Origin of the sequence: Neobacillus niacini (assembly GCF_036961885.1) — a bacterium.
In the GTDB taxonomy this organism is placed as follows: domain Bacteria; phylum Bacillota; class Bacilli; order Bacillales; family Cytobacillaceae; genus Neobacillus; species Neobacillus niacini_H.
Map to the genome: position 1 here is coordinate 1 of NZ_JBALNQ010000041.1, position 18,523 is coordinate 18,523.

19 protein-coding genes are annotated in these 18,523 nt (G+C 38.5%); 17 read left to right on the plus strand and 2 right to left on the minus strand.

Features of this window, described 5'->3' with window-relative positions:
• Nucleotides 1-64 precede the first annotated feature (64 nt).
• The 10 genes from V7124_RS17615 (at nucleotide 65) to V7124_RS17660 (ending at nucleotide 9,845) form a co-directional block, all read left to right on the plus strand.
• Nucleotides 65-508 carry a CoxG family protein gene (locus V7124_RS17615; protein WP_335417516.1) on the plus strand — a complete coding sequence of 148 codons (444 nt, stop codon included), beginning with the start codon at nucleotides 65-67 and terminating at the stop codon, nucleotides 506-508.
• A 15-nt stretch (nucleotides 509-523) separates the two neighbouring features.
• Nucleotides 524-1,414 (plus strand): FAD binding domain-containing protein, encoded by an 891-nt coding sequence (locus V7124_RS17620; protein WP_335491631.1) that lies wholly within the window; start codon nucleotides 524-526, stop codon nucleotides 1,412-1,414.
• Nucleotides 1,404-1,916, plus strand: coding sequence for a (2Fe-2S)-binding protein (locus V7124_RS17625; RefSeq protein ID WP_335491634.1), 513 nt, complete (start codon nucleotides 1,404-1,406; stop codon nucleotides 1,914-1,916). Before V7124_RS17620 ends, V7124_RS17625 begins: the two co-directional genes overlap by 11 nt.
• 25 nt (nucleotides 1,917-1,941) lie before the next feature.
• Nucleotides 1,942-4,320, plus strand: a complete 2,379-nt coding sequence (locus V7124_RS17630) for a xanthine dehydrogenase family protein molybdopterin-binding subunit (RefSeq protein WP_335491636.1) — start codon at nucleotides 1,942-1,944, stop codon at nucleotides 4,318-4,320.
• 113 nt (nucleotides 4,321-4,433) lie between these two features.
• Nucleotides 4,434-5,684, plus strand: coding sequence for an ABC transporter substrate-binding protein (locus V7124_RS17635; RefSeq protein WP_335417523.1), 1,251 nt, complete (start codon nucleotides 4,434-4,436; stop codon nucleotides 5,682-5,684).
• 122 nt (nucleotides 5,685-5,806) lie between these two features.
• Entirely contained in the window at nucleotides 5,807-6,667 is an 861-nt protein-coding gene (locus V7124_RS17640) for a branched-chain amino acid ABC transporter permease (protein WP_335417526.1), read from the plus strand.
• Entirely contained in the window at nucleotides 6,664-7,659 is a 996-nt protein-coding gene (locus tag V7124_RS17645; protein ID WP_335491643.1) for a branched-chain amino acid ABC transporter permease, read from the plus strand. Before V7124_RS17640 ends, V7124_RS17645 begins: the two co-directional genes overlap by 4 nt.
• Nucleotides 7,637-8,383, plus strand: a complete 747-nt coding sequence (locus V7124_RS17650; RefSeq protein ID WP_335491716.1) for an ABC transporter ATP-binding protein — start codon at nucleotides 7,637-7,639, stop codon at nucleotides 8,381-8,383. The genes V7124_RS17645 and V7124_RS17650 overlap by 23 nt, the downstream gene beginning before the upstream one ends.
• Nucleotides 8,376-9,086, plus strand: coding sequence for an ABC transporter ATP-binding protein (locus V7124_RS17655; RefSeq protein ID WP_335417530.1), 711 nt, complete (start codon nucleotides 8,376-8,378; stop codon nucleotides 9,084-9,086). Before V7124_RS17650 ends, V7124_RS17655 begins: the two co-directional genes overlap by 8 nt.
• Nucleotides 9,087-9,137: 51 nt before the next feature.
• Entirely contained in the window at nucleotides 9,138-9,845 is a 708-nt protein-coding gene (locus V7124_RS17660) for a GntR family transcriptional regulator (RefSeq protein ID WP_335417531.1), read from the plus strand.
• A gap of 103 nt (nucleotides 9,846-9,948) precedes the next feature.
• Here the strand turns inward: V7124_RS17660 and V7124_RS17665 are convergent, their stop codons facing one another.
• Entirely contained in the window at nucleotides 9,949-11,142 is a 1,194-nt protein-coding gene (locus V7124_RS17665; RefSeq protein WP_335491647.1) for an acyl-CoA dehydrogenase family protein, read from the minus strand.
• Between the two features lie 135 nt (nucleotides 11,143-11,277).
• Here V7124_RS17665 and V7124_RS17670 point away from each other — a divergent pair, with 135 nt between their 5' ends.
• The 5 genes from V7124_RS17670 (at nucleotide 11,278) to V7124_RS17690 (ending at nucleotide 15,892) form a co-directional block, all read left to right on the plus strand.
• Nucleotides 11,278-12,240, plus strand: a complete 963-nt coding sequence (locus V7124_RS17670) for a LysR family transcriptional regulator (protein WP_335491650.1) — start codon at nucleotides 11,278-11,280, stop codon at nucleotides 12,238-12,240.
• A gap of 252 nt (nucleotides 12,241-12,492) precedes the next feature.
• Nucleotides 12,493-13,509 carry an ABC transporter substrate-binding protein gene (locus tag V7124_RS17675; RefSeq protein WP_335491652.1) on the plus strand — a complete coding sequence of 339 codons (1,017 nt, stop codon included), beginning with the start codon at nucleotides 12,493-12,495 and terminating at the stop codon, nucleotides 13,507-13,509.
• 51 nt (nucleotides 13,510-13,560) lie between these two features.
• Nucleotides 13,561-14,370 (plus strand): ABC transporter ATP-binding protein, encoded by an 810-nt coding sequence (locus tag V7124_RS17680; protein WP_335491658.1) that lies wholly within the window; start codon nucleotides 13,561-13,563, stop codon nucleotides 14,368-14,370.
• The gene (locus V7124_RS17685) at nucleotides 14,363-15,127 is read left to right on the plus strand and encodes an ABC transporter permease (RefSeq protein WP_335491662.1); all 765 of its coding nucleotides are present in this window, start codon (nucleotides 14,363-14,365) and stop codon (nucleotides 15,125-15,127) included. Before V7124_RS17680 ends, V7124_RS17685 begins: the two co-directional genes overlap by 8 nt.
• A 12-nt stretch (nucleotides 15,128-15,139) precedes the next feature.
• On the plus strand, nucleotides 15,140-15,892 hold the full coding sequence (locus V7124_RS17690) for an ABC transporter permease (protein WP_335491666.1): 753 nt from the start codon (nucleotides 15,140-15,142) through the stop codon (nucleotides 15,890-15,892).
• A gap of 81 nt (nucleotides 15,893-15,973) precedes the next feature.
• Here V7124_RS17690 and V7124_RS17695 read toward each other — a convergent pair whose 3' ends face one another.
• The gene (locus V7124_RS17695) at nucleotides 15,974-16,750 is read right to left on the minus strand and encodes an IclR family transcriptional regulator (protein WP_335417540.1); all 777 of its coding nucleotides are present in this window, start codon (nucleotides 16,748-16,750) and stop codon (nucleotides 15,974-15,976) included.
• 106 nt (nucleotides 16,751-16,856) lie between these two features.
• Here V7124_RS17695 and V7124_RS17700 point away from each other — a divergent pair, with 106 nt between their 5' ends.
• Together V7124_RS17700 and V7124_RS17705 are read left to right on the plus strand one after the other, a co-directional pair.
• On the plus strand, nucleotides 16,857-17,642 hold the full coding sequence (locus V7124_RS17700) for an alpha/beta fold hydrolase (RefSeq protein ID WP_335491672.1): 786 nt from the start codon (nucleotides 16,857-16,859) through the stop codon (nucleotides 17,640-17,642).
• A gap of 26 nt (nucleotides 17,643-17,668) precedes the next feature.
• Nucleotides 17,669-18,457: an IclR family transcriptional regulator gene (locus V7124_RS17705; protein WP_335491675.1), complete on the plus strand. Its 789-nt coding sequence runs from the start codon at nucleotides 17,669-17,671 to the stop codon at nucleotides 18,455-18,457.
• Nucleotides 18,458-18,523: the final 66 nt, after the last annotated feature.

Here is an 18,523-nt window from a genome sequence, read left to right on the forward strand (position 1 = left end):
TTTATTTTTTAAAAATCATTGTATACAGGTATGCATTGAAAATAAAACTCTGAGGTGATTCATTATGAATATTAGTGGTACTGCAAAATTTAACGAGCCCGTTGAGACTATTTGGCAGGCACTTCATACAGAAGAAATTCTAATTAGTGCAATCCCTGGCTGTCAATCACTCATTCTAAATGATGATGTGGAATATGATGTGAATCTCAAATTAGGTGTCGCTTCTGTTAAGGGAGAATATACAGGAAAAGTAAAAATTGAGGATGTAGAGGAACCCATTCATTACAAGCTTTATGCTGCTGGTAGTGGAAAACCGGGTTTTGTAGATGCAACGCTTGAATGTAAAATTGAACCTTTAGAAGATGGGTGCCAGGTAGTCTGGACATGTGAAGCAGAAATTGGCGGAACAATTGCGAGCGTGGGCAATCGAGTCATTGGTGGAATAGCCAAGTTCCTAGCTGGGAATTTCTTTAAAGATGTAAAAAAACAGCTCCTTGCTAGAGCTTAATAGGGGGAGAAGCAAATGAAACCAGCTGTATTTAGTTACCTGAGACCAACAAATCTACAACAAGCATTGAATTACCTAGAGGAATACGGTGAAGATTCAAAGATTTTATCAGGTGGTCAAAGTTTAATTCCCACGATGAACATGCGGCTTTCAGCTCCAGCCTACTTAATTGACATTAGTAGAATTAAAGAATTGAATTATATCCGCCAAGACGGTGACTTTTTAGCGGTAGGTGCCTTAACGAAACACAAAGACATTGAACACTCAGACCTCGTTAAAGAAGTTTGCCCGCTGTTAGCAGAAGCAATCAAATGGGTAGGGCATGCACAAATTCGAAATAGAGGGACAGTTGGCGGCAGTATTGCTCACGGAGACCCATCAGCCGAGTTGCCATGTGTACTTACCGCACTTCGCGGTGAAATTGTCATTGCAAATGTGGATGGAAGTGAAGAGGTTCTTGTTCCTGAAGAATTTTTCCTTACCTATATGCTCACATCCCTCCAGCCTGATCAAATGGTAAAAGAGGTTCGATTCCCTATCATTTCAAAACAATGTCGATCTGCATTTGTCGAAGTAGCGAGAAGACATGGGGATTTTGGATTAGCAATGGTTGCAGCTGTAGTTGATTTAAATGAAGATGGAAGCTTATCGAATGTAAAAATCGCTGTAGGCGGTGTGAATCCTACTCCAACAGTTTTGGAAGAGGTAGAGCACTATTTAGTTGGCAAGAAACTAACAGACAATGTATTGGAACATGTATCAACACTTACAGAGGAAAGTGTTGATCCAGAAACAGATCTTCATGGTACAGCAGAATACAGAAGAGAGCTTGCAGCCAAACTTACAGTTCGGGCAATTAAGATTGCCGTGGAGCGTGCAAAGGAAGGAGAAAAACATGTCCAATAAAGTACAAGTTGAGATTACCATTAACGGCAAAATAGTTCAAAAAGAAGTAGAACCAAGATTACTGCTTACAGATTTTATCCGTGATGAATGTAACCATACAGGAACACATCTTGGTTGTGAACACGGAGTTTGTGGGGCATGTACGATTTTACTAGACAATGAGCCAGTTCGGGGCTGCTTAATGTTTGCGGTTCAAGCAGATGGATCAGAAATTCAAACCGTTGAATCTCTCAAAAATGCCGATGGCACATTGAATGTCCTTCAACAGTCATTTTCAGATAATCATGCCTTACAATGTGGCTTTTGCACACCAGGGTTTCTAATGACATTAACTCATTTTCTGGAAGATCATCAAAATCCATCGGAAAAAGAGATTCGCGAAGCCATTTCAGGTAATTTATGCCGCTGTACAGGTTATGCCAATATCATTAAGGCCGTTCAACAAGCTGCTAAAACACTTCAAAATGAAGAAATGAATCATTCAGTAATTTCTGCTCAATAAGGTAGTGTCCCGAGGAGGCATGAAGATGAAAAAATATGTAGGGCAAAGTATAAAGAGAAAGGAAGATTATCGTTTAGTTACTGGCACAGGCCAATTTGTTGCCGATATTAAATTAGCAGGAATGCTTGAAGCTGTATTTGTACGTAGTCCACAGTCACATGCAAGGATTCGAAAAATTGATATTTCAAAGGCCAAAGAACTTCCTGGTGTGCATGTTATTCTCATCGGCGACGATATTAAAGGGAAAATTAAACCGATTACCCAATTTGAATCACACAGTGCCGTACCGCCAAATGTAGCGAAAGAAATCAACCCGAAAATTCAATTTAACTATGAAAGTGTTTTAGCTGTTGATAAAGTCATGTATGTCGGACAGCCTGTTGCAGTTGTGGTAGCAGACAATCGCTATATTGCTGAGGATGCTGCAGATTTAATTAAAGTTGATTATGAGCAGTTAACGCCAATTGTTAATCCTTTTGAAGCAATGAAGGAAGGCTCTCCACTGGTACAGGAGCAAGTGGAACAAAACATACAAATGGAATTCCATCTAAACCTAGGTGACGCAAGACTTGCCGAACAGCAGGCCGACCATATTCTAAAGACAAGAGTTCATACACCAAGACTTTCTTCAAACCCCATTGAAACAAGAGGTGTCATTGCAGATTATGATCTTCGTACCGAGCAAACACATGTCTGGTCTGCGACTCAATTGCCATTTGAGGTTAGAGCGACAATTGCCCATTGTTTAGGATGGACAGAACAAAATATTCGAGTAACAGCACCGGATGTTGGTGGGGGGTTTGGTCCTAAGGGCGGCGTTCATCCAGAGGAAATTGTAATCCCTTACATTAGCAATCTAGTTGGTCGACCGGTGAAATGGGTGGAAGACCGCCTTGAACATTTAACAAGTGCACGTCAATCAAGGGATCAAATACATGATGTGGTCGTTGCCTACCGGAATGATGGGACGATTCTTAGTCTCCGTGATGAATTTGTCGTGGATTCGGGAGCGGTTAACTTTTTTGGTTTTACATGTGCCTATAACACTGCCTACCATTTACGGGGCGCATTTAAAATACCAAACTTTGAAGTTACATCAAGAATAGTGTTAACAAATAAAACACCAAATGTTCCATTTAGAGGAGCAGGAAGACCTGAAGCTGTGTTCACGATGGACCGGGTCATTGATATGATTGCCAGGAAACTAAAGCTTGATCCTGTGGAAGTCATCAAAAAGAACATGATTCAAGCTCATGAAATGCCATATGACCAAGGGATTTTAGTAAAAGATGGCGCAAGACTTATTTATGATAGCGGTGACTACCCAGCTGCATTGAACCAAGCACTGGAAATGGTCGAATATGATAGCTTCCGTAAACGTCAGAAGGAACTTAAAAAAGAAGGAAAAAACATCGGCATCGGGATATCTACCTATGTGGAGGGAACTGGTGCAGGTCCATTTGAAGGTGCACTATTAAGTGTTGATTCAACAGGAAAAGTGATTGCACATTTAGGAGCCTCTCCTCAAGGTCAAGGTCATGAAACTGTTTTTGCCCAAATTGGAGCAGACGCACTTGGCTTGACTCCTGATGATATTGTGATTAAAGTTGGCGACACTGCTGTTTTACCTTTTGGAGCTGGTACGTATGCTAGCCGTAGTGCGGTAAATGCCGGGTCGGCCATGCATGAAGCTTCTTTAAAACTACGAAAAAAAATCGTAGCGATAGCTGGAATTATCCTAGGAACACCGCCTGAAGAGGTTGAAATGGAGGATGGCAAAATATTTTCAAAAGAAAATCGCTCCCATTCTATCACATTGCAGGATGTCTATAAACGTGCTAGACCTGCAGCCCGACCGCCATTACCGCCAGAAATTGAGCCAGGTTTACAGGTTACTCATTATTTTGTACCACCAACTGTTACATTTGCTTCCTCTGTACACATTGCCGAGGTAGAAGTGGATAAAGAAACCGGTTTTGTTGAACTCCAGAATTATAGTGTAGTTCATGATTGCGGTACTGTCATTAATCCCATGATTGTTGATGGGCAAGTTCAAGGTGGAGTTGCACAAGGAATTGGATCTGCATTATATGAAGAAATTGTTTATGATCAGAACGGCCAATTATTAACGGGTACGTATATGGATTATTTGCTGCCAACTTCTATGGAAATTCCAACGGTTAAAAAAGGACATCAGGAGTTTCTTTCAACAAGAAATCCATTAGGAATTAAAGGAGTGGGCGAAGGGGGAGCAATCTCGCCGCCAGCAGCGATTGCCAATGCAATAGTTGACGCTCTGTCCGACCTTGATATTGTTATTAATCAACTGCCGGTAAGTCCGAGCAGACTTAGAGGCTTAATTAAAGAAGCAGAAAAGAAACAAAACTCCATCCTAAGTAAGTAAAGAGGTTTTTCGGTAGTAATTTGCATAGGAACCGCTCCATATGAGAAAAGAAAAACGTGCAGCCTTTTAATAAATGTAAATCAGAAATACCAAAATCAGGGGGGCATGAGTAAATGAAAAAATCAGTAGTTAAATTTTTTCAGATCGTAGCAGTTTTTAGTCTTCTTTTCTTAGCAGCATGCAGCGGCAGTGCAATTGATAGCAGCAGCGGCAGCGAGGATAGTGGTAAAAAGAGTGAAGGGGATTCAAAGGATCCAGTAAAGCTTGGATTTATTCTATCTCTTACAGGGAACTTTGCTTCAATGGGTACACCGGTTAAAGAAGGAATTGAACTTTACTTTCAAGAAAACCCAGAAATCGATGGTCGTAAGGTTGAATTGTTCTTTGAAGATGACGCAGGTGACCCACAGACAGCACTTCGTAAATATGAGCAACTAACACTCAATCAAGGAGTTCATTTAGTGGGTGGTGGTACGGTTGGAAGTATCGCTTTAGCTTTACGAGACAAAGTCGATGCGGACAAAAAGGTTCCATTAATTAATGTGGTAGGATCTACTGACGTTTTATCATGGGAGAAAAAGAGTGACTATGTGTGGAGAACCAGTTTCTCTGCATGGCAATATGCTTCTACTTCTGGAAAGTTCACTGCTGAAGCTGTAGGGAAGAATGCAGTGATTATTGCTTCTGATTATGTGGCAGGACATGAGATTGTTACTGATTTTATCCCTAGCTTTGAAGAAGGCGGAGGGAAGGTAAATGAGATTATCTGGGCACCGCTAGGAACAAGTGACTTTTCGTCCTATTTAACACAAATTGATAATGCAAAACCAGAGGCAGTTTTTATGTTTATTCCAGGTGCAGATGGTTCACGTCTTGTTAAACAATACCAAGAATTTGGCTTACAGGAAAAATACACACTCGTTGAGGGTGGATCATTGTTAAATGCACCATTTAATGTGAAGGCTGTTGGTAACGCAGTAGTTGGCGGAAAAATGATCACAAACTACTTCCCTGAACTAAAAAATGAAGTCAACGAAAAATTTGTGAAGGCGTACCAAGCTAAATATAATAAAATTCCAGATAACTATGTTGTAAATGGCTATGATACTAGTAATTTAATTGCTCAAGTAGTTGCAGAAGCTGGAAGCATAGACGGTGCAAAGGTCGTAAGCGTTCTGAAAAAAGGACTAACATTAGATAGTCCGCGTGGTCCAATCGAAATGAATCCAGACACACACACATTAAATCAAAATATGTATGTCATTGAAGGTAAGGAAAAAAACAGTGAAATTACCTTTGAATTAGTTGAAACCTACGAAAATATCGAAATGCCGAAAGAAAACCTAGGTTATAAAAAATACTAGACCACTAAAAGGCTGGCTCAAAAAGGAATCATACTCCAGCATACAATACTTGTATAGGTTGTAGGAGTCCACTCCTTCTAGATTCAGCCTCTTTTACAAATTTCGGCCAAGGAGATGAATCCATGGATCTGTTTACAGTCAATTTATTATCTGGATTAACATATGGTATGCTGCTATTCCTAATGGCTAGTGGTCTATCTATCGTATTTGGGTTAATGAGAATTATTAATCTCGCTCATGGTTCCTTTTTTCTTTTTGGTTCCTATGTAGCCTATGCCATGATCAGCAGAGGGATGAACTTCTGGCTGGCGCTGCTTCTATCTACAATGAGTGTGACCATTTTAGCGTTGCTGATTGAAAAATTCCTAATTTCCCGATTTCATGGCAATGAAGCTTCACAGGTTCTATTAACTTTAGGACTTATCTTTGTTATCGGTGATGCTACCCTTTGGATTTGGGGTGGAGATTTCCTCTCCATACCAGTACCATCTCTATTGGATTTCTCCTTTGCAATTGGTGAAAGCAGTTTTCCCATCTATCGATTATTTGTTATCTCCATTGGTATTATTTGTGCGGTCCTCCTCTGGTATTTTGAAACAAAAACAAAGGTGGGAATGATTGTGCGGGCCGGTGTAGATGATATGGAAATGGTTGGTGCGTTAGGGTTCAATATTAAACTAATCTTTTCAGCTGTATTCTTGTTTGGTGCCGCGCTTGCTGCCATTGGCGGTGTTTTAAGCGGCCCTATTTTAGGAATGTATCCAAAAATGGAATTTGAAATATTAGTTAATTCACTTGTAATCGTACTTATTGGTGGACTTGGCAACTGGAAAGGAGCTTTCATCGGTGCAATCCTCATTGGAATAATTGATTCCTTTGGGAAGATTTATCTCCCTGATGCTTCGGTTTTATTGATTTTTGTTGTGATGATCATCGTATTAATGTTTAAGCCAACAGGGTTATTTGGAAGGGTGGAATCATGAAAAAATCAATCATCGTCACATTGTTCCTCACTCTAGTTATTTGTGCACTGCCATTTGTAATTACGCCATTTGTGTTATTTATGTTAACTGAAGTATTAATAATGGCCATTTTTGCCTTAAGCCTTGGTTTAATTATGGGTTATGGGGGACTGCAATCACTTGGTCATAGTGCATTCTTTGGAATTGGCGCCTATACAGTTGCCGTGTTAAGTGAACACGTCACAAGTATCTATATTCTGATACCAGCCGCTATTGTTATCTCATGTCTGTTCGCTTTATTAACTGGATTAATAGCTATTCGTAATAAAGGTATCTTTTTCCTAATGATTACCCTGGCCTTTACACAAATGCTTTTTCTCTTTTTCCGACAATCAGACCTGTGGGGAGGAGCAGATGGGTTAGGTACATCCATTAAGCCTAATCTTGGTTTCACAGAACTTGGCTCTCCATTAAGTCTTTTCTATTTAATCGCTGCCTTTTTCGTCCTAACGTATTTTATCCTTCGCCTATTTGTGAACTCACCACTTGGAAAAGGATTAAAGGGGGTTATGGAAAATGAAGGTAGAATGATAGCACTGGGATACAATGTAAAAAAATATCAAATGATAGCCTATGTAGTAGCTGGAGGATTAGCTGGGTTAGCTGGTGGGTTATATATTTTCAAGACACAGTTTGCAAGTCCCGATTTATTTAGTGTTCATATGGCAACCACTGTACTTATAATGGTTTTCATTGGCGGGTTGGGCACACTTTTTGGTCCAGTTATCGGAGCAGGCGTTTTTATCTTTCTTCAGAACTATATAAGTACGATGACCGATCGCTGGTCGCTCATTATGGGGCTGTTATTCATTGTAATCGTTCTATATAATCGGGGCGGAATCTTCCAATTGGTTCAATTAATTGGGAAAAAACTACTTCCAAAGAAAAACGTATTTGCGCATAAAAAAGGGGGGACGACCATTGAGCTTAATGAAAGTGGAAAAGCTGAATAAATCCTTTAAAGCAATCCATGTCTTAAAAGATGCAACAATTGAACTTAAGCCTGGTGAACGCCATGTCATTATCGGACCCAATGGTGCCGGGAAAACCACCTTTATCAATTGTTTATATGGAACGCTTAAATTTGAGTCTGGAGATGTTTTTTTAGAAGGAAAATCGATTAAGAATATACCATCACACGAACGAGTGAAGTTGGGAATGGCAAGAACATTTCAAAAGAATAATCTCTTTGTTGATTTAACCGTCGGAGAAAATATATATTTAGCCATTTTATCTGAAAAGCCATATAAGATGAACTTTTTCAAAAGTCTTTCTGAGTATGCTGATATTAAAAGAGAAACTGAAGAGATGCTGCTGCAATGGGAAATGCAAGATAGAAAAAATGTAAAAGTGAAAAATTTATCCTATGGTGAACAAAGGGTATTAGAAATTATGTTAGCGCTTTGTGCAAACCCGAAAATTCTTTTACTAGATGAACCTACATCGGGCATGTCACCTTCTGAAACTGTCCGGACAACTGAATTGATCAAGAAAATTCCTCGATCTGTCACGTTATTAATGATTGAACACGACATGGAGGTTGTATTTAGTACAGCCGATCGAATTACCGTCTTGCATCATGGAGAAACAATTCTTTCAGGTACTCCGGAAGACGTACGCGGGAATGAAATGATCCAAGAAATCTACTTTGGTGGAGGTGCCCGAAACCATGCTTAGTTTAGAAGATGTACACACGTATTATGGTAGTAGTCATATTTTACAAGGGGTTAATTTTACTATTTCTGAAGGGGAGTGTGTAGCCCTTTTAGGACGAAACGGGGCTGGTAAGACCACAACCATCCACACCATTTCCGGCTTAATACCATCAAAAAAGGGGAAAATTCGTTTTAAGGACCATTCGATTGAGAGGCTACCTGCTAATAAAATTTCCAAATTGCATATGGCATTGGTACCGCAAGGAAGACGAGTTTTTTCTTCCTTAACGGTAAGAGAAAACCTGTTAATGCCCAGCCGTTCAATAAAGCATAAAGAAAAAGACTTGAAATATTGGACAATTGATGAAGTATTTGATTTGTTCCCAGCATTAAAACTAAGGGAACAAAATATGGGGAATGAATTGTCGGGCGGACAGCAGCAAATGTTGGCCATCGGCAGAGCATTAATTACCAATCCACAGCTAATACTAATGGATGAGCCTTCTGAGGGACTTGCTCCGGTAATCATCGATCAAATCACAGACATTATTAGGGATTTAAAGAAAACTGGATTATCCATTCTAGTTGTTGAACAAAACTTAAAACTTGCTTGTGATGTGGCTGATCGAGTATTGGTAATGAATAAAGGACATATTGTTTGGGAAGGTACGCCAGATGTGTTATTAAATAGTGATGAGGTTCTTCACAAATACCTTGGAGTATAATAAAGTAATAGAGTAGTAGGTGAATAGGGAGCTAATTGAAGGAGAGTCCACATGGAGAAACAGCTTTATCATTTTGAAAGAGAATTAGAACGTTATTCTACAAAACCATTACGTGACGCAATCTTTCATATTGTGAAAAATGCCATAATTGAAGGGAAATTATTGCCTGGAGATCGAGTGACCGAAGATGACTTGGCTAGTAAATGTAATTGTAGTCGTACACCTGTAAGAGAAGCATTAAGAAAGCTGGAGCAAGAAGGATTATTGATGGTAAAACCTGGAATTGGGATGGAAATCGCTCCAATAAATTTTGAATTGTTAAAACAGGAATTTGAAATTAGAGAAGTGCTAGAAGCATATGCAGTTTCAAAAGCCTGCGAATTAATAACAGAAGATGGAATCAGGGAGTTAGAATGGTCCACTGAGAAATTGATCAATACCTTAAAAACCAATGACTTTATTAAGGGTACTCATTTAAATATCGAGTTTCATCAAATGATTTATTCTTATTCAGGAAATTTTTTCATTAATAAATTTACTGATTCTTTATGGCTATCAATGCGTATTTCATTTTTATCCATTCAAGGAGAAGGGAATGTTCGGCCATTTGATTCTACTTGGTATAAAGAACGGACAAATGAACATCTACAGTTAATTGAAGCATTTCGTGAGAGGGATAAAGAGAAAGCCATTCAGACAATTAAAAAGCATGTAAATGAAAATTATATCCATCACACCACCTTTTTAGAATATCTTTAAAGTTGAATAGTGCATTTGGATTTTCGGCGATTAAATAGAAAAGGTACAACTAGCAACCCATTAGTTGTGCCTTTTTACAGGATTAAATGTTTATAAAAATTACTTAAGATAACAAAGTGTCTTTTGGACTTAAAGGTAGACCCAGCTCAACTTTTCCAAACATTTCACCGAGATAGTCCATATTGAACGTAATATGCATTGAAGAGGCTTGCACATCTCTCCAGTAGCGTTGTAGAGGATTTTTCTCAAACATACTTCCTGCTCCGCTATGATCGATCATCGTTTGCATTGCAGTTTTGCACAATTTAGCGGTAAATCCATAATTTTTGCGAAGACGCAGCCTTTCATACGTATCGATTGGTTCTCCGGTACGGAGCCGCATTAATGATTTTTCCAACAGAGCTTCAGCGGCTTCAAGCATTGCGCACACTTCTGCAAGGCGGATTTGTTGGTGTGTGTAGTCTGATACATTTGCCCCTCTGACGGTTGATTTCTTTTTCATTGTGTTTTTCCATAATTCATATGCACCCTGGCTTGCGCCTAAAATGGAAGATGTGAGACAGACAGGCATAACAGCATAAAGTGGATGCTGATATAATAGATTGTTATTGATTGTGCTGCCCGGCCCTACTCCTGTTTGACACCATACTGCCATATCAATGGTTCTGTAGCTAGGTATAAATACCTCGGTTAGCTGGATATTATTGCTTCCCGTTCCCTTTTGTGCAATCGTCTCCCATGTATCTTTTATGGTGAAATCACTTTTTGGAACGAGCATCATCAAGTATTGTGGGGAATCATAACTCCTCTCCGGTCCTACAACGGTAGAAATCATGATCCAGTCACTGTGGTTAATCCCCGACGAAAATCCCCATTCACCACTAACGGTGTACCCGCCTTTAACCTGTTTGATTTCATTGCCCGGAAGGGAACCAAATGAAGAGGCGATACAAGCATCTGGATTTTCCCCCCAAACCTCCTGCTGTGCTTCTTCAGGATAGTAGGCAAGCATCCATGAATGCAGAACGAGCAAGCCATAGCACCATCCGGCAGACGGATCGGCCTTTGAGATTTTAGCTGTTGTTTCATATAGTGCCTCAATATCTAGTTCATACCCTCCCCAACGCTTCGGCATCAACTGACGAAGTAGCTTGGCTTCAATGAATTCCTCAATGGTTTCTATTGGTTGACGTCGAATTTCTTCAGTTAGGTTTGCGCGTGATTGAATAGATGGAATTAATCTATCGACTCTCTTCATTGCTTCTTCACGGTTTAGCTCGGGAAATACTTTTTGCATGGATAGTCCTCCTGTAAATATTTTTATTTGTTTAACTATGATGATACATAAATAAATTAAATTATTGAAATATTTAAAAATAATATCGGTAATTAGTTTTTTTAATTACCAAAGGAGAGTGGTAATTGTGATATCATGTATTTTATTAAGCGTGGAGAACGAGAGGAGAATGGTATGGATATCCGACAATTGCGTTACTTTATTGCGGTAGCTGAAGAATTAAACTTTACAAAAGCAGCACAAAAGCTTTTTTTGGGACAGCCTGCAGTGAGTCAGCAGATTGCTTCACTCGAAAAAACAATGGGTGTAAAACTCTTTAATCGCAACAAGCACTCTGTAGAATTAACGAATGCTGGTACGGTTTTTCTTAAGGATGCAAGAGAAATAGTGGAGAGGCTTGGTCGTTCAATTGAAAATGCCCGTCAGGCTGAAGAAGGATTGGCAGGAACAATCAATATCGGTTTACTAAGTGTTTCTGTCAGAAGGTTATTACCTATAGTCGTCAGGGCATTCAGGAAGAAATACCCGAAAGTAAACATGAACTTCGTCTATTACAATACCGGACAAATTATCAAAACCCTTCAAAACGATGAAATTGATATCGGATTCACACTTTCGCACGGGATTCAAAATATTGCTGGTGTGGAATACAAAACGCTATGGGAGCAACGAAAATGTGTGGTTGTTCCTTACGATCACCCACTAGCGAAAGAAAAAGAAGTTTTACTTGAAAAGCTCGCTGGAGAATCGTTTGTGATGCTGAATCGTGAAGAATCTCTCCAAGGGTATGAGCATGTCCTTGCAATGTGTGCCGCTAAAGGGTTCTCACCAAATATCGTGAGCTCCGCTTCGCGCATTGATGCAGTCCTAATGATTGTAGAAGCAGGCATAGGAATTTCGATCGTCTCTAAACATTTGAAAACCTACGCGAGTCCAGGTCTTAGATTCATTGATATTGTAGGTGATGATAACAGTGTAAATGTTATCGCAGCATGGAAAAGGTCCTCTTCTAATCCGTGTATCCCTCTATTTATTCAAGAAGTGAACCTAGCTCTTAATAACAGTGCCTGTGACTTCTCCAAATTTGTTGAAGATTAATAGGTTTTTAAATATCTTTTTTTAAGACACATTAACTGAAAATTTTTTATTTTCGAATAAAAATATTGACTACTATTTCAACTGTTATTACAATGTATTTATAGCAAAACTTGTTTTTGTATATAAAACAAAAGGGGGTTAGTAGTGATCTAAATTTTTTGTCTTCTATAATAATATGAAACTAAATGGAAAAGTTTATTAGGGGATGTCAAGAGTTAAGTAAAATTTGAGAGAGAATGGGAGTTGTTAATTGTGAAAAAAACTGTATTTTTTTTCGTGCTGATCTCACTAGCTTTAATGCTTGCAGCATGTTCTGGGGATAAATCATCAGAAAAAACCTCTGGAACATCTGAGAAGAAAGAAGCGGGTATCGTTGAAATTAACTTTGGCGGCGGTTTTGCAACGGAAGAGCCACTTTGGTTGTTTGAAGCAGATCCATCGTTAGCACCAAACCAAGGGAAAACATATAAACTAAATCTCTCTCAATTTAGAGCAAATGCAGATAGATTAAATGCCTATCAGGCAAACCAAATTGATGGTGGAACATTAGGTCAAGCGGCTGCCATTCTATCTGCTTCACAAGGCGTTAAATTGAAGGTAGTTGGAGTTATAGCAAAAGATACTCCAGATGTTGGATTCAATTCAGCTTTCATGACATTAAAGGATTCAGAAATTAAAGATATAAAAGACCTTAAAGGCAAAACCATTGGTCTTTCTGATTTTAAATCTCCAACAGATTTGTGGGTTCGAAATGCGTTGAGAACAGCCGGCTTAGATCCAGACAAAGATGTGAAATATGCGATTACACCAATTCCAGCAATGAATGAGGCTGTTAAATCGGGAAAAATTGATTTAGGGATGTTCCCGCAGCCATTTGCTGCTGGTGCCATAGCAAGCGGAGAGTTTAAAACCATCTTTACTTCAAAAACAGGTGTACCATTCGATGAGGATTTCTTCGTATTGTTTTTGCACCCAGACTTTATTAAAGAAAATAAGGAAGCTGTAAAAGATTTCTTAGCAGACTATGCAAACATCGTAAAGTATTATCAAGAAAATGGTAAAGAAGCTAGACAGAAAATTATCGATAAAACGAAAAAGGTACAGGCTGACCCAGAAATTTATATTAACATGACCGATAACAATCGTTCTGCTTATATTAGTATGGAAGGTTGGGAAAAGGTTCAAGAGCTTATGTTAAAAGATAAATGGATTGACAAAAAAATTGATCTAAAAGATTTAATTGATACATCTTTATTGCCAGCTAAATAAAGGGTGCGGGGACATTTTTTGTCCTCGCATTTATAAATAGGAGGAGAACAAATGACCATAAAAACCGCGGCAATGGAAATTGAGAATTTGAGAAAGGTCTATTCAACTAAAAAAGAAGAAGTAGTTGCGATAAAAGATGTAAGCTTGAGGATTCCTGAAGGGAAATTTGTTAGTATTGTTGGCCCAAGCGGCTGTGGAAAAAGTACTTTTTTACACATTGTTGGCGGATTTATTGACAAGACCTCTGGGAAAGTCAAAGTAAGAGGAAAAGAAGTTGAAAAGCCAGGCCCTGATAGAGGAATGATGTTTCAGGAATCTGCACTTTTTCCATGGTTGAATGTTTTCGATAATGTAGCTTGGGGATTAGATATTCAAGGAGTACCGAAGACCGAAAGAAATAGGGTTGTTGAAAAGTATTTGAGATTGGTCCGTTTATGGGAATTCAGAAATCAATTACCTTCACAATTGTCAGGCGGGATGAGGCAAAGGGTTTCTTTAGCTCGTATACTAGCCTTTGACCCTGAGGTTTTGTTGATGGATGAGCCATTTGGAGCATTGGATGCACAAACAAGAGAAGAAATGCAGGTCGAATTGCTGCGCATTTGGAGTGAATCCCAAAAGAGTGTATTGTTTGTCACACATGATATTGAAGAGGCAGTTTTCTTAAGTGATACCGTTGTTGTTTTTTCAGGCAGGCCGGCTGTTATCTCAGAGGTTATCGATATTAAATTCCCGAGACCTAGGGATTTAAATCTCTATAAATCTTCTGAATTTAGAGATTATCGAAATCAAATATGGGATCTTCTTCATCAAGAGCATAAGAAACCATTAGAAACGATTTCGGAGGTAGTCAATGGATAAAAAACTTCTTCGGATGATTGCTGGTATCGAGTTAATTGCTATATTTTCTATCTGGCAAATTTTTTCCTCCTTTTCATGGTTTCCAACCTATCTTTCTAGTCCATTGGCAATAGTAAAATCAATGGGCGAACTTTGGGCAGCGGGAGATCTCGTCAATCATATCGGTTCCAGTCTTTTTCGATCATTAATGGGCTTTTTATTAGTTGTCATTGTTGGTGTTACCCTTGGAATCTTAGCAGGATATTACCGAAGAGTGGGAACCTTCTTTAATCCGATTGTCAACACTCTTAACCCGATACCCAAGATTGCGTTATTACCGATATTAATGGTTTGGTTTGGAATAAGCGACACGACCAGAATATTAATTATCTTTTTAACAGCCTTTTTCCCATGTTTTGTTGCTACGAGAGATGGGGTCCATTCGGTGAAACAGGTTTTTCTATGGTCAGGACAGAATATGGGTGCAAACGCTTTTCAATTATTAACGAAAATTGTATTTCCCGTTACCCTGCCAAAAATTTTTGATGGTTTAAGAGTTTCATTAGGATTGACCTTTGTCATGATGTTTTCATCTGAAATTATTGGTGCTGCCAATGGGTTTGGACTTGGCTTCTTGATTCTAAATGCAGATCTCGGAGGAAGAACGGACTATATGTTTGCAGGAGTCGCGTTTATTGGATTGCTAGGTTTTATCTTTGATAAATTATTGCTTATGATTCGAAGCAGAGTATTATGGTGGGATGTTAATAAAGCTTAAAGAGGTGAAATGATGTTCAAAAGGATTTGGAATAAAGTGTTAGATTATCAATCTATTTTCATACTGCTGATCTTGTGGGAAGTAATTGCTGCCCTGGGAATTATGCCGGAAAGGCTATTTCCATCCATGTTTGTTGTTTTCGGGGTTGCTTACGATTTGGCTCTGTCTCCATTGCTCTGGGATAACTTATCGGTAACAATGGTACGTGTCTTAAGTGGATTTACCATTTCAGCAGTTATTGGAGTTCCAATAGGAATCATGATGAGTCGGTTTAATTTAATGAACCAATTAATGCAGCCAATGTTATCAATTGGATATCCAATTCCAAGGGTGGCTCTATATCCAATCCTAGTATTTATGCTCGGAATTGGTTCAGGTTCGAAAATTTTCTTAATTGTATTAGAGTGCTTGTTTCCAATTATTATCAATACTTACTATGGTGCATTAAGGGTAAATCATATCTATTTATGGGCTTCACAAAATATGGGTGCCAATCACTATAAAATGTTTTGGAGGGTATTATTGCCTGCAACAGCCCCAGCTATTTTTACGGGCTTAAGAATTGCTCTTCCGCTTGCATTAATTATTTCCATCCTTACAGAAATGATTAGTTCAACAGAAGGAATGGGATATTTATTAAGTTTTATGTCGTCATCACTTGTTCAGGTAAATGTATTGGCGACTGTTTTGCTGATTGCAATTGTTGGCTATTTAATGAGTATCATTCTTGATGTTATTCAAAAGAAATTTGTATTTTGGCACTAATATAATGAAGAAAATGAAAGGGATATCAATACTCATTCCTCTTATTGAAATGAATATCGATATCCACGGTTATTTCTATTCCTAGTAACCAGAAAAGCTAGAAAGTTGTTCTGAACGCTTCAGCAAGGCAGGAATTACTGTTTCTTCGATGAAATCTCCCGTGCAGACTGACACTGGGGCAACGATATTAATGGCAGCGGTAATATGTCCTTGCCGATTTAATATTGGAGCTGCAACGGAAAATATCCCATTTTCAAATTCTTCATTGCTAGTAGAATAACCTTTTTCTTTTATTTCTTTTAATTCCTTTTCTAATGCAAGTAATTGTGTCTTTGTCTTGCCTGTATAAGATTTTAGTTCTTTCCCAGTGAACATTTTGGTTAAGGTTTCTTCCTTTTGAAAAGCTAGCAATACTTTTCCTAATGCCGTAGCATGGGCAGGAAGTCTAGAGCCAACGGTTACATTGACGGTGGTAACACCTTTTCCAGGGACTCTAGCAATATACGTCACTTCATTTCCTTCGAGAATGCCAATATGAGTTGATAATCCTGTCTCATCTCTCAGATCTTCTAAGTATGGGCGGGCGAGATCTAAGAAAGGCATCGTATTTAAATAGGTAAAACCAAGTTCAAGTACTTTAGGAGTCAGTTCATATCGTTTTGATAGCTCATCCTGACGGATATACCCTAAGGATTGAAGGGTAAACAAGATTCTGTATGGTGTTGTTCTGCTAACATTAAGTTTATTGGCTATTTCCGATAATGATAATGTAGGCATATCGCCATTAAACATTTTTAGTATTTCTAATCCTCTAACCAAGGAATTAGATAAGTATCGATCGTTTTTCTCTTCTGACATTTATGATATCACTCCTAGTAAACCTAGTGGTTAAAGCAAGTTCATTACACAATTCGTTTCTATTATACAACATTTTTCTGTGTTTTTAAAAAAAAGGAGGGTGAAAATGCCATTTATAACTGTTCAAGATTTATTAATTCATTATCAAATAGAAGGAAGTGGTAAGCCTATCATTATCCTCCATGGTATGGGGAATAATTCTCAATCATGGAAGAAACAATTAGCAGGCTTAAGTGAAAGTTATACTGTTATTGCTTGGGATGCACCCGGTTATGGAAAAAGTTCAGATCCTAAAGAGGAATTCACTAATTTTAGTCAGTTTGCTGATATTTTAAAGGGCTTTATTGAAAAATTAAACTATCATTCTGTTACTCTCTTGGGACATTCAATGGGTTCTGCCATTGCATTAGATTTTTGTTATCGCTTTCCCGAAATGGTTGATCGCTTAATTATATCAGATGCCACAAGGGGATCTGCAGCATTAAGTGAAGAAGAGAATAAAAAGAAACTAAAAGCGCGGTTAACGAATATCGATACATTAGAACCTAGGGAAATCGCCTCTCAAAGAGTGAAGGAGTTGCTCTCCCCAAATCCTGACCCTGAAGTAAAAAAAGAAGCGGAAAGAATAATGGCTCAGGTAAGACCGATGGGGTACCGTTCAGTGGCCTATTCATTATTTAATTTAAACCAAATGAATTTGTTATCTTCGATTACGGTCCCGACATTAGTAATTTGTGGGGAATATGATAAGGTAACGCCAGTAAATGAGTCTAAGGTTTTTCATAGTGAGATAAAAAATTCGGAGTTAGTGATCATACCGGGAACGGGTCATTTGTGTTATCAGGAAGACCCTAACAGCTTTAATGGGATTGTATTGAATTTTCTTCGTTAGTGCTAACTGGAGGAGGTGAATGAACGATGACAAAGGATGATAAAGATCGTTATAATGCCAATGCATTAGTAAGAGGACTAGAGATTCTAAAGTTATTTGGTGAAGAACGAACAACATTATCATTGGTCGAGATTGCAAAAGAGCTAGATGTTAGCCGTACAGTACCATTCAGATTGCTATATACCCTGCAATCGATTGGATACCTAAGTCAAGATGAAGCAACCAAGAGATATAGTTTAACACCCAAGGTATTGGAAATCGGATTTTCATATTTAAGTAGTTTAAAACTACCTGAAATTGCCCAGCCATATATTGAAACCCTAAGAGATGAAACCGGAGCATCCTGTCATCTTTCGATATTAGATGGGCACGAAGTGGTTTATGTGGGCAGTGCCCCGGTAAGAGGGATATCTGCCATCAATGTTAATATTGGACTAAGACTTCCTGCTCATGCGACGGCAAATGGGAAAGTGCAGCTTGCCTATCAATCGAAGGAACAACTAAATATGGTATTATTTGGTTCTTATTTAAAACCATATACACAAAGAACGCAAACAGATTTACTAGATTTGCAGCAAGAATTAGAAGGTATTCGGCTTAGAGGTTATGCCATTTCAAGAGGTGAGTTAACGTTGGGCATCCAATCTGTCGCTGCACCCATTTTCGATCGCAGTGGCAAGGTTTTAGCTGCCGTTAATGTAGTCGGTACTGAAAAGACATTTCATGATGAGTTTATCAAGAAAATAGCACTGCCCAAAGCGTTAGAGACATCAGCCAAACTTTCTAGCTATATGGGATATCAATTGAATAAGTAGAAAATAGAAAAGGCTTGCAAACAGCAAGTTTTTTTTTGAAAATAAATCGTAAGTTCGTTTTGAATA

Excerpts from the sequence above, each read along its gene's own strand:
- V7124_RS17650 (WP_335491716.1), top strand. The coding sequence starts at position 7,637 with ATGAAAGTGGAAAAGCTGAATAAATCCTTTAAAGCAATCCATGTCTTA.
- V7124_RS17685 (WP_335491662.1), top strand. The coding sequence starts at position 14,363 with ATGGATAAAAAACTTCTTCGGATGATTGCTGGTATCGAGTTAATTGCT.
- V7124_RS17690 (WP_335491666.1), top strand. The coding sequence starts at position 15,140 with ATGTTCAAAAGGATTTGGAATAAAGTGTTAGATTATCAATCTATTTTC.
- V7124_RS17705 (WP_335491675.1), top strand. The coding sequence starts at position 17,669 with ATGACAAAGGATGATAAAGATCGTTATAATGCCAATGCATTAGTAAGA.
- V7124_RS17615 (WP_335417516.1), top strand. The coding sequence starts at position 65 with ATGAATATTAGTGGTACTGCAAAATTTAACGAGCCCGTTGAGACTATT.
- V7124_RS17630 (WP_335491636.1), top strand. The coding sequence starts at position 1,942 with ATGAAAAAATATGTAGGGCAAAGTATAAAGAGAAAGGAAGATTATCGT.
- V7124_RS17655 (WP_335417530.1), top strand. The coding sequence starts at position 8,376 with ATGCTTAGTTTAGAAGATGTACACACGTATTATGGTAGTAGTCATATT.
- V7124_RS17635 (WP_335417523.1), top strand. The coding sequence starts at position 4,434 with ATGAAAAAATCAGTAGTTAAATTTTTTCAGATCGTAGCAGTTTTTAGT.
- V7124_RS17640 (WP_335417526.1), top strand. The coding sequence starts at position 5,807 with ATGGATCTGTTTACAGTCAATTTATTATCTGGATTAACATATGGTATG.
- V7124_RS17620 (WP_335491631.1), top strand. The coding sequence starts at position 524 with ATGAAACCAGCTGTATTTAGTTACCTGAGACCAACAAATCTACAACAA.
- V7124_RS17645 (WP_335491643.1), top strand. The coding sequence starts at position 6,664 with ATGAAAAAATCAATCATCGTCACATTGTTCCTCACTCTAGTTATTTGT.
- V7124_RS17660 (WP_335417531.1), top strand. The coding sequence starts at position 9,138 with ATGGAGAAACAGCTTTATCATTTTGAAAGAGAATTAGAACGTTATTCT.
- V7124_RS17670 (WP_335491650.1), top strand. The coding sequence starts at position 11,278 with ATGTATTTTATTAAGCGTGGAGAACGAGAGGAGAATGGTATGGATATC.
- V7124_RS17695 (WP_335417540.1), bottom strand. The coding sequence starts at position 16,750 with ATGTCAGAAGAGAAAAACGATCGATACTTATCTAATTCCTTGGTTAGA.
- V7124_RS17700 (WP_335491672.1), top strand. The coding sequence starts at position 16,857 with ATGCCATTTATAACTGTTCAAGATTTATTAATTCATTATCAAATAGAA.
- V7124_RS17665 (WP_335491647.1), bottom strand. The coding sequence starts at position 11,142 with ATGCAAAAAGTATTTCCCGAGCTAAACCGTGAAGAAGCAATGAAGAGA.
- V7124_RS17625 (WP_335491634.1), top strand. The coding sequence starts at position 1,404 with ATGTCCAATAAAGTACAAGTTGAGATTACCATTAACGGCAAAATAGTT.
- V7124_RS17680 (WP_335491658.1), top strand. The coding sequence starts at position 13,561 with ATGACCATAAAAACCGCGGCAATGGAAATTGAGAATTTGAGAAAGGTC.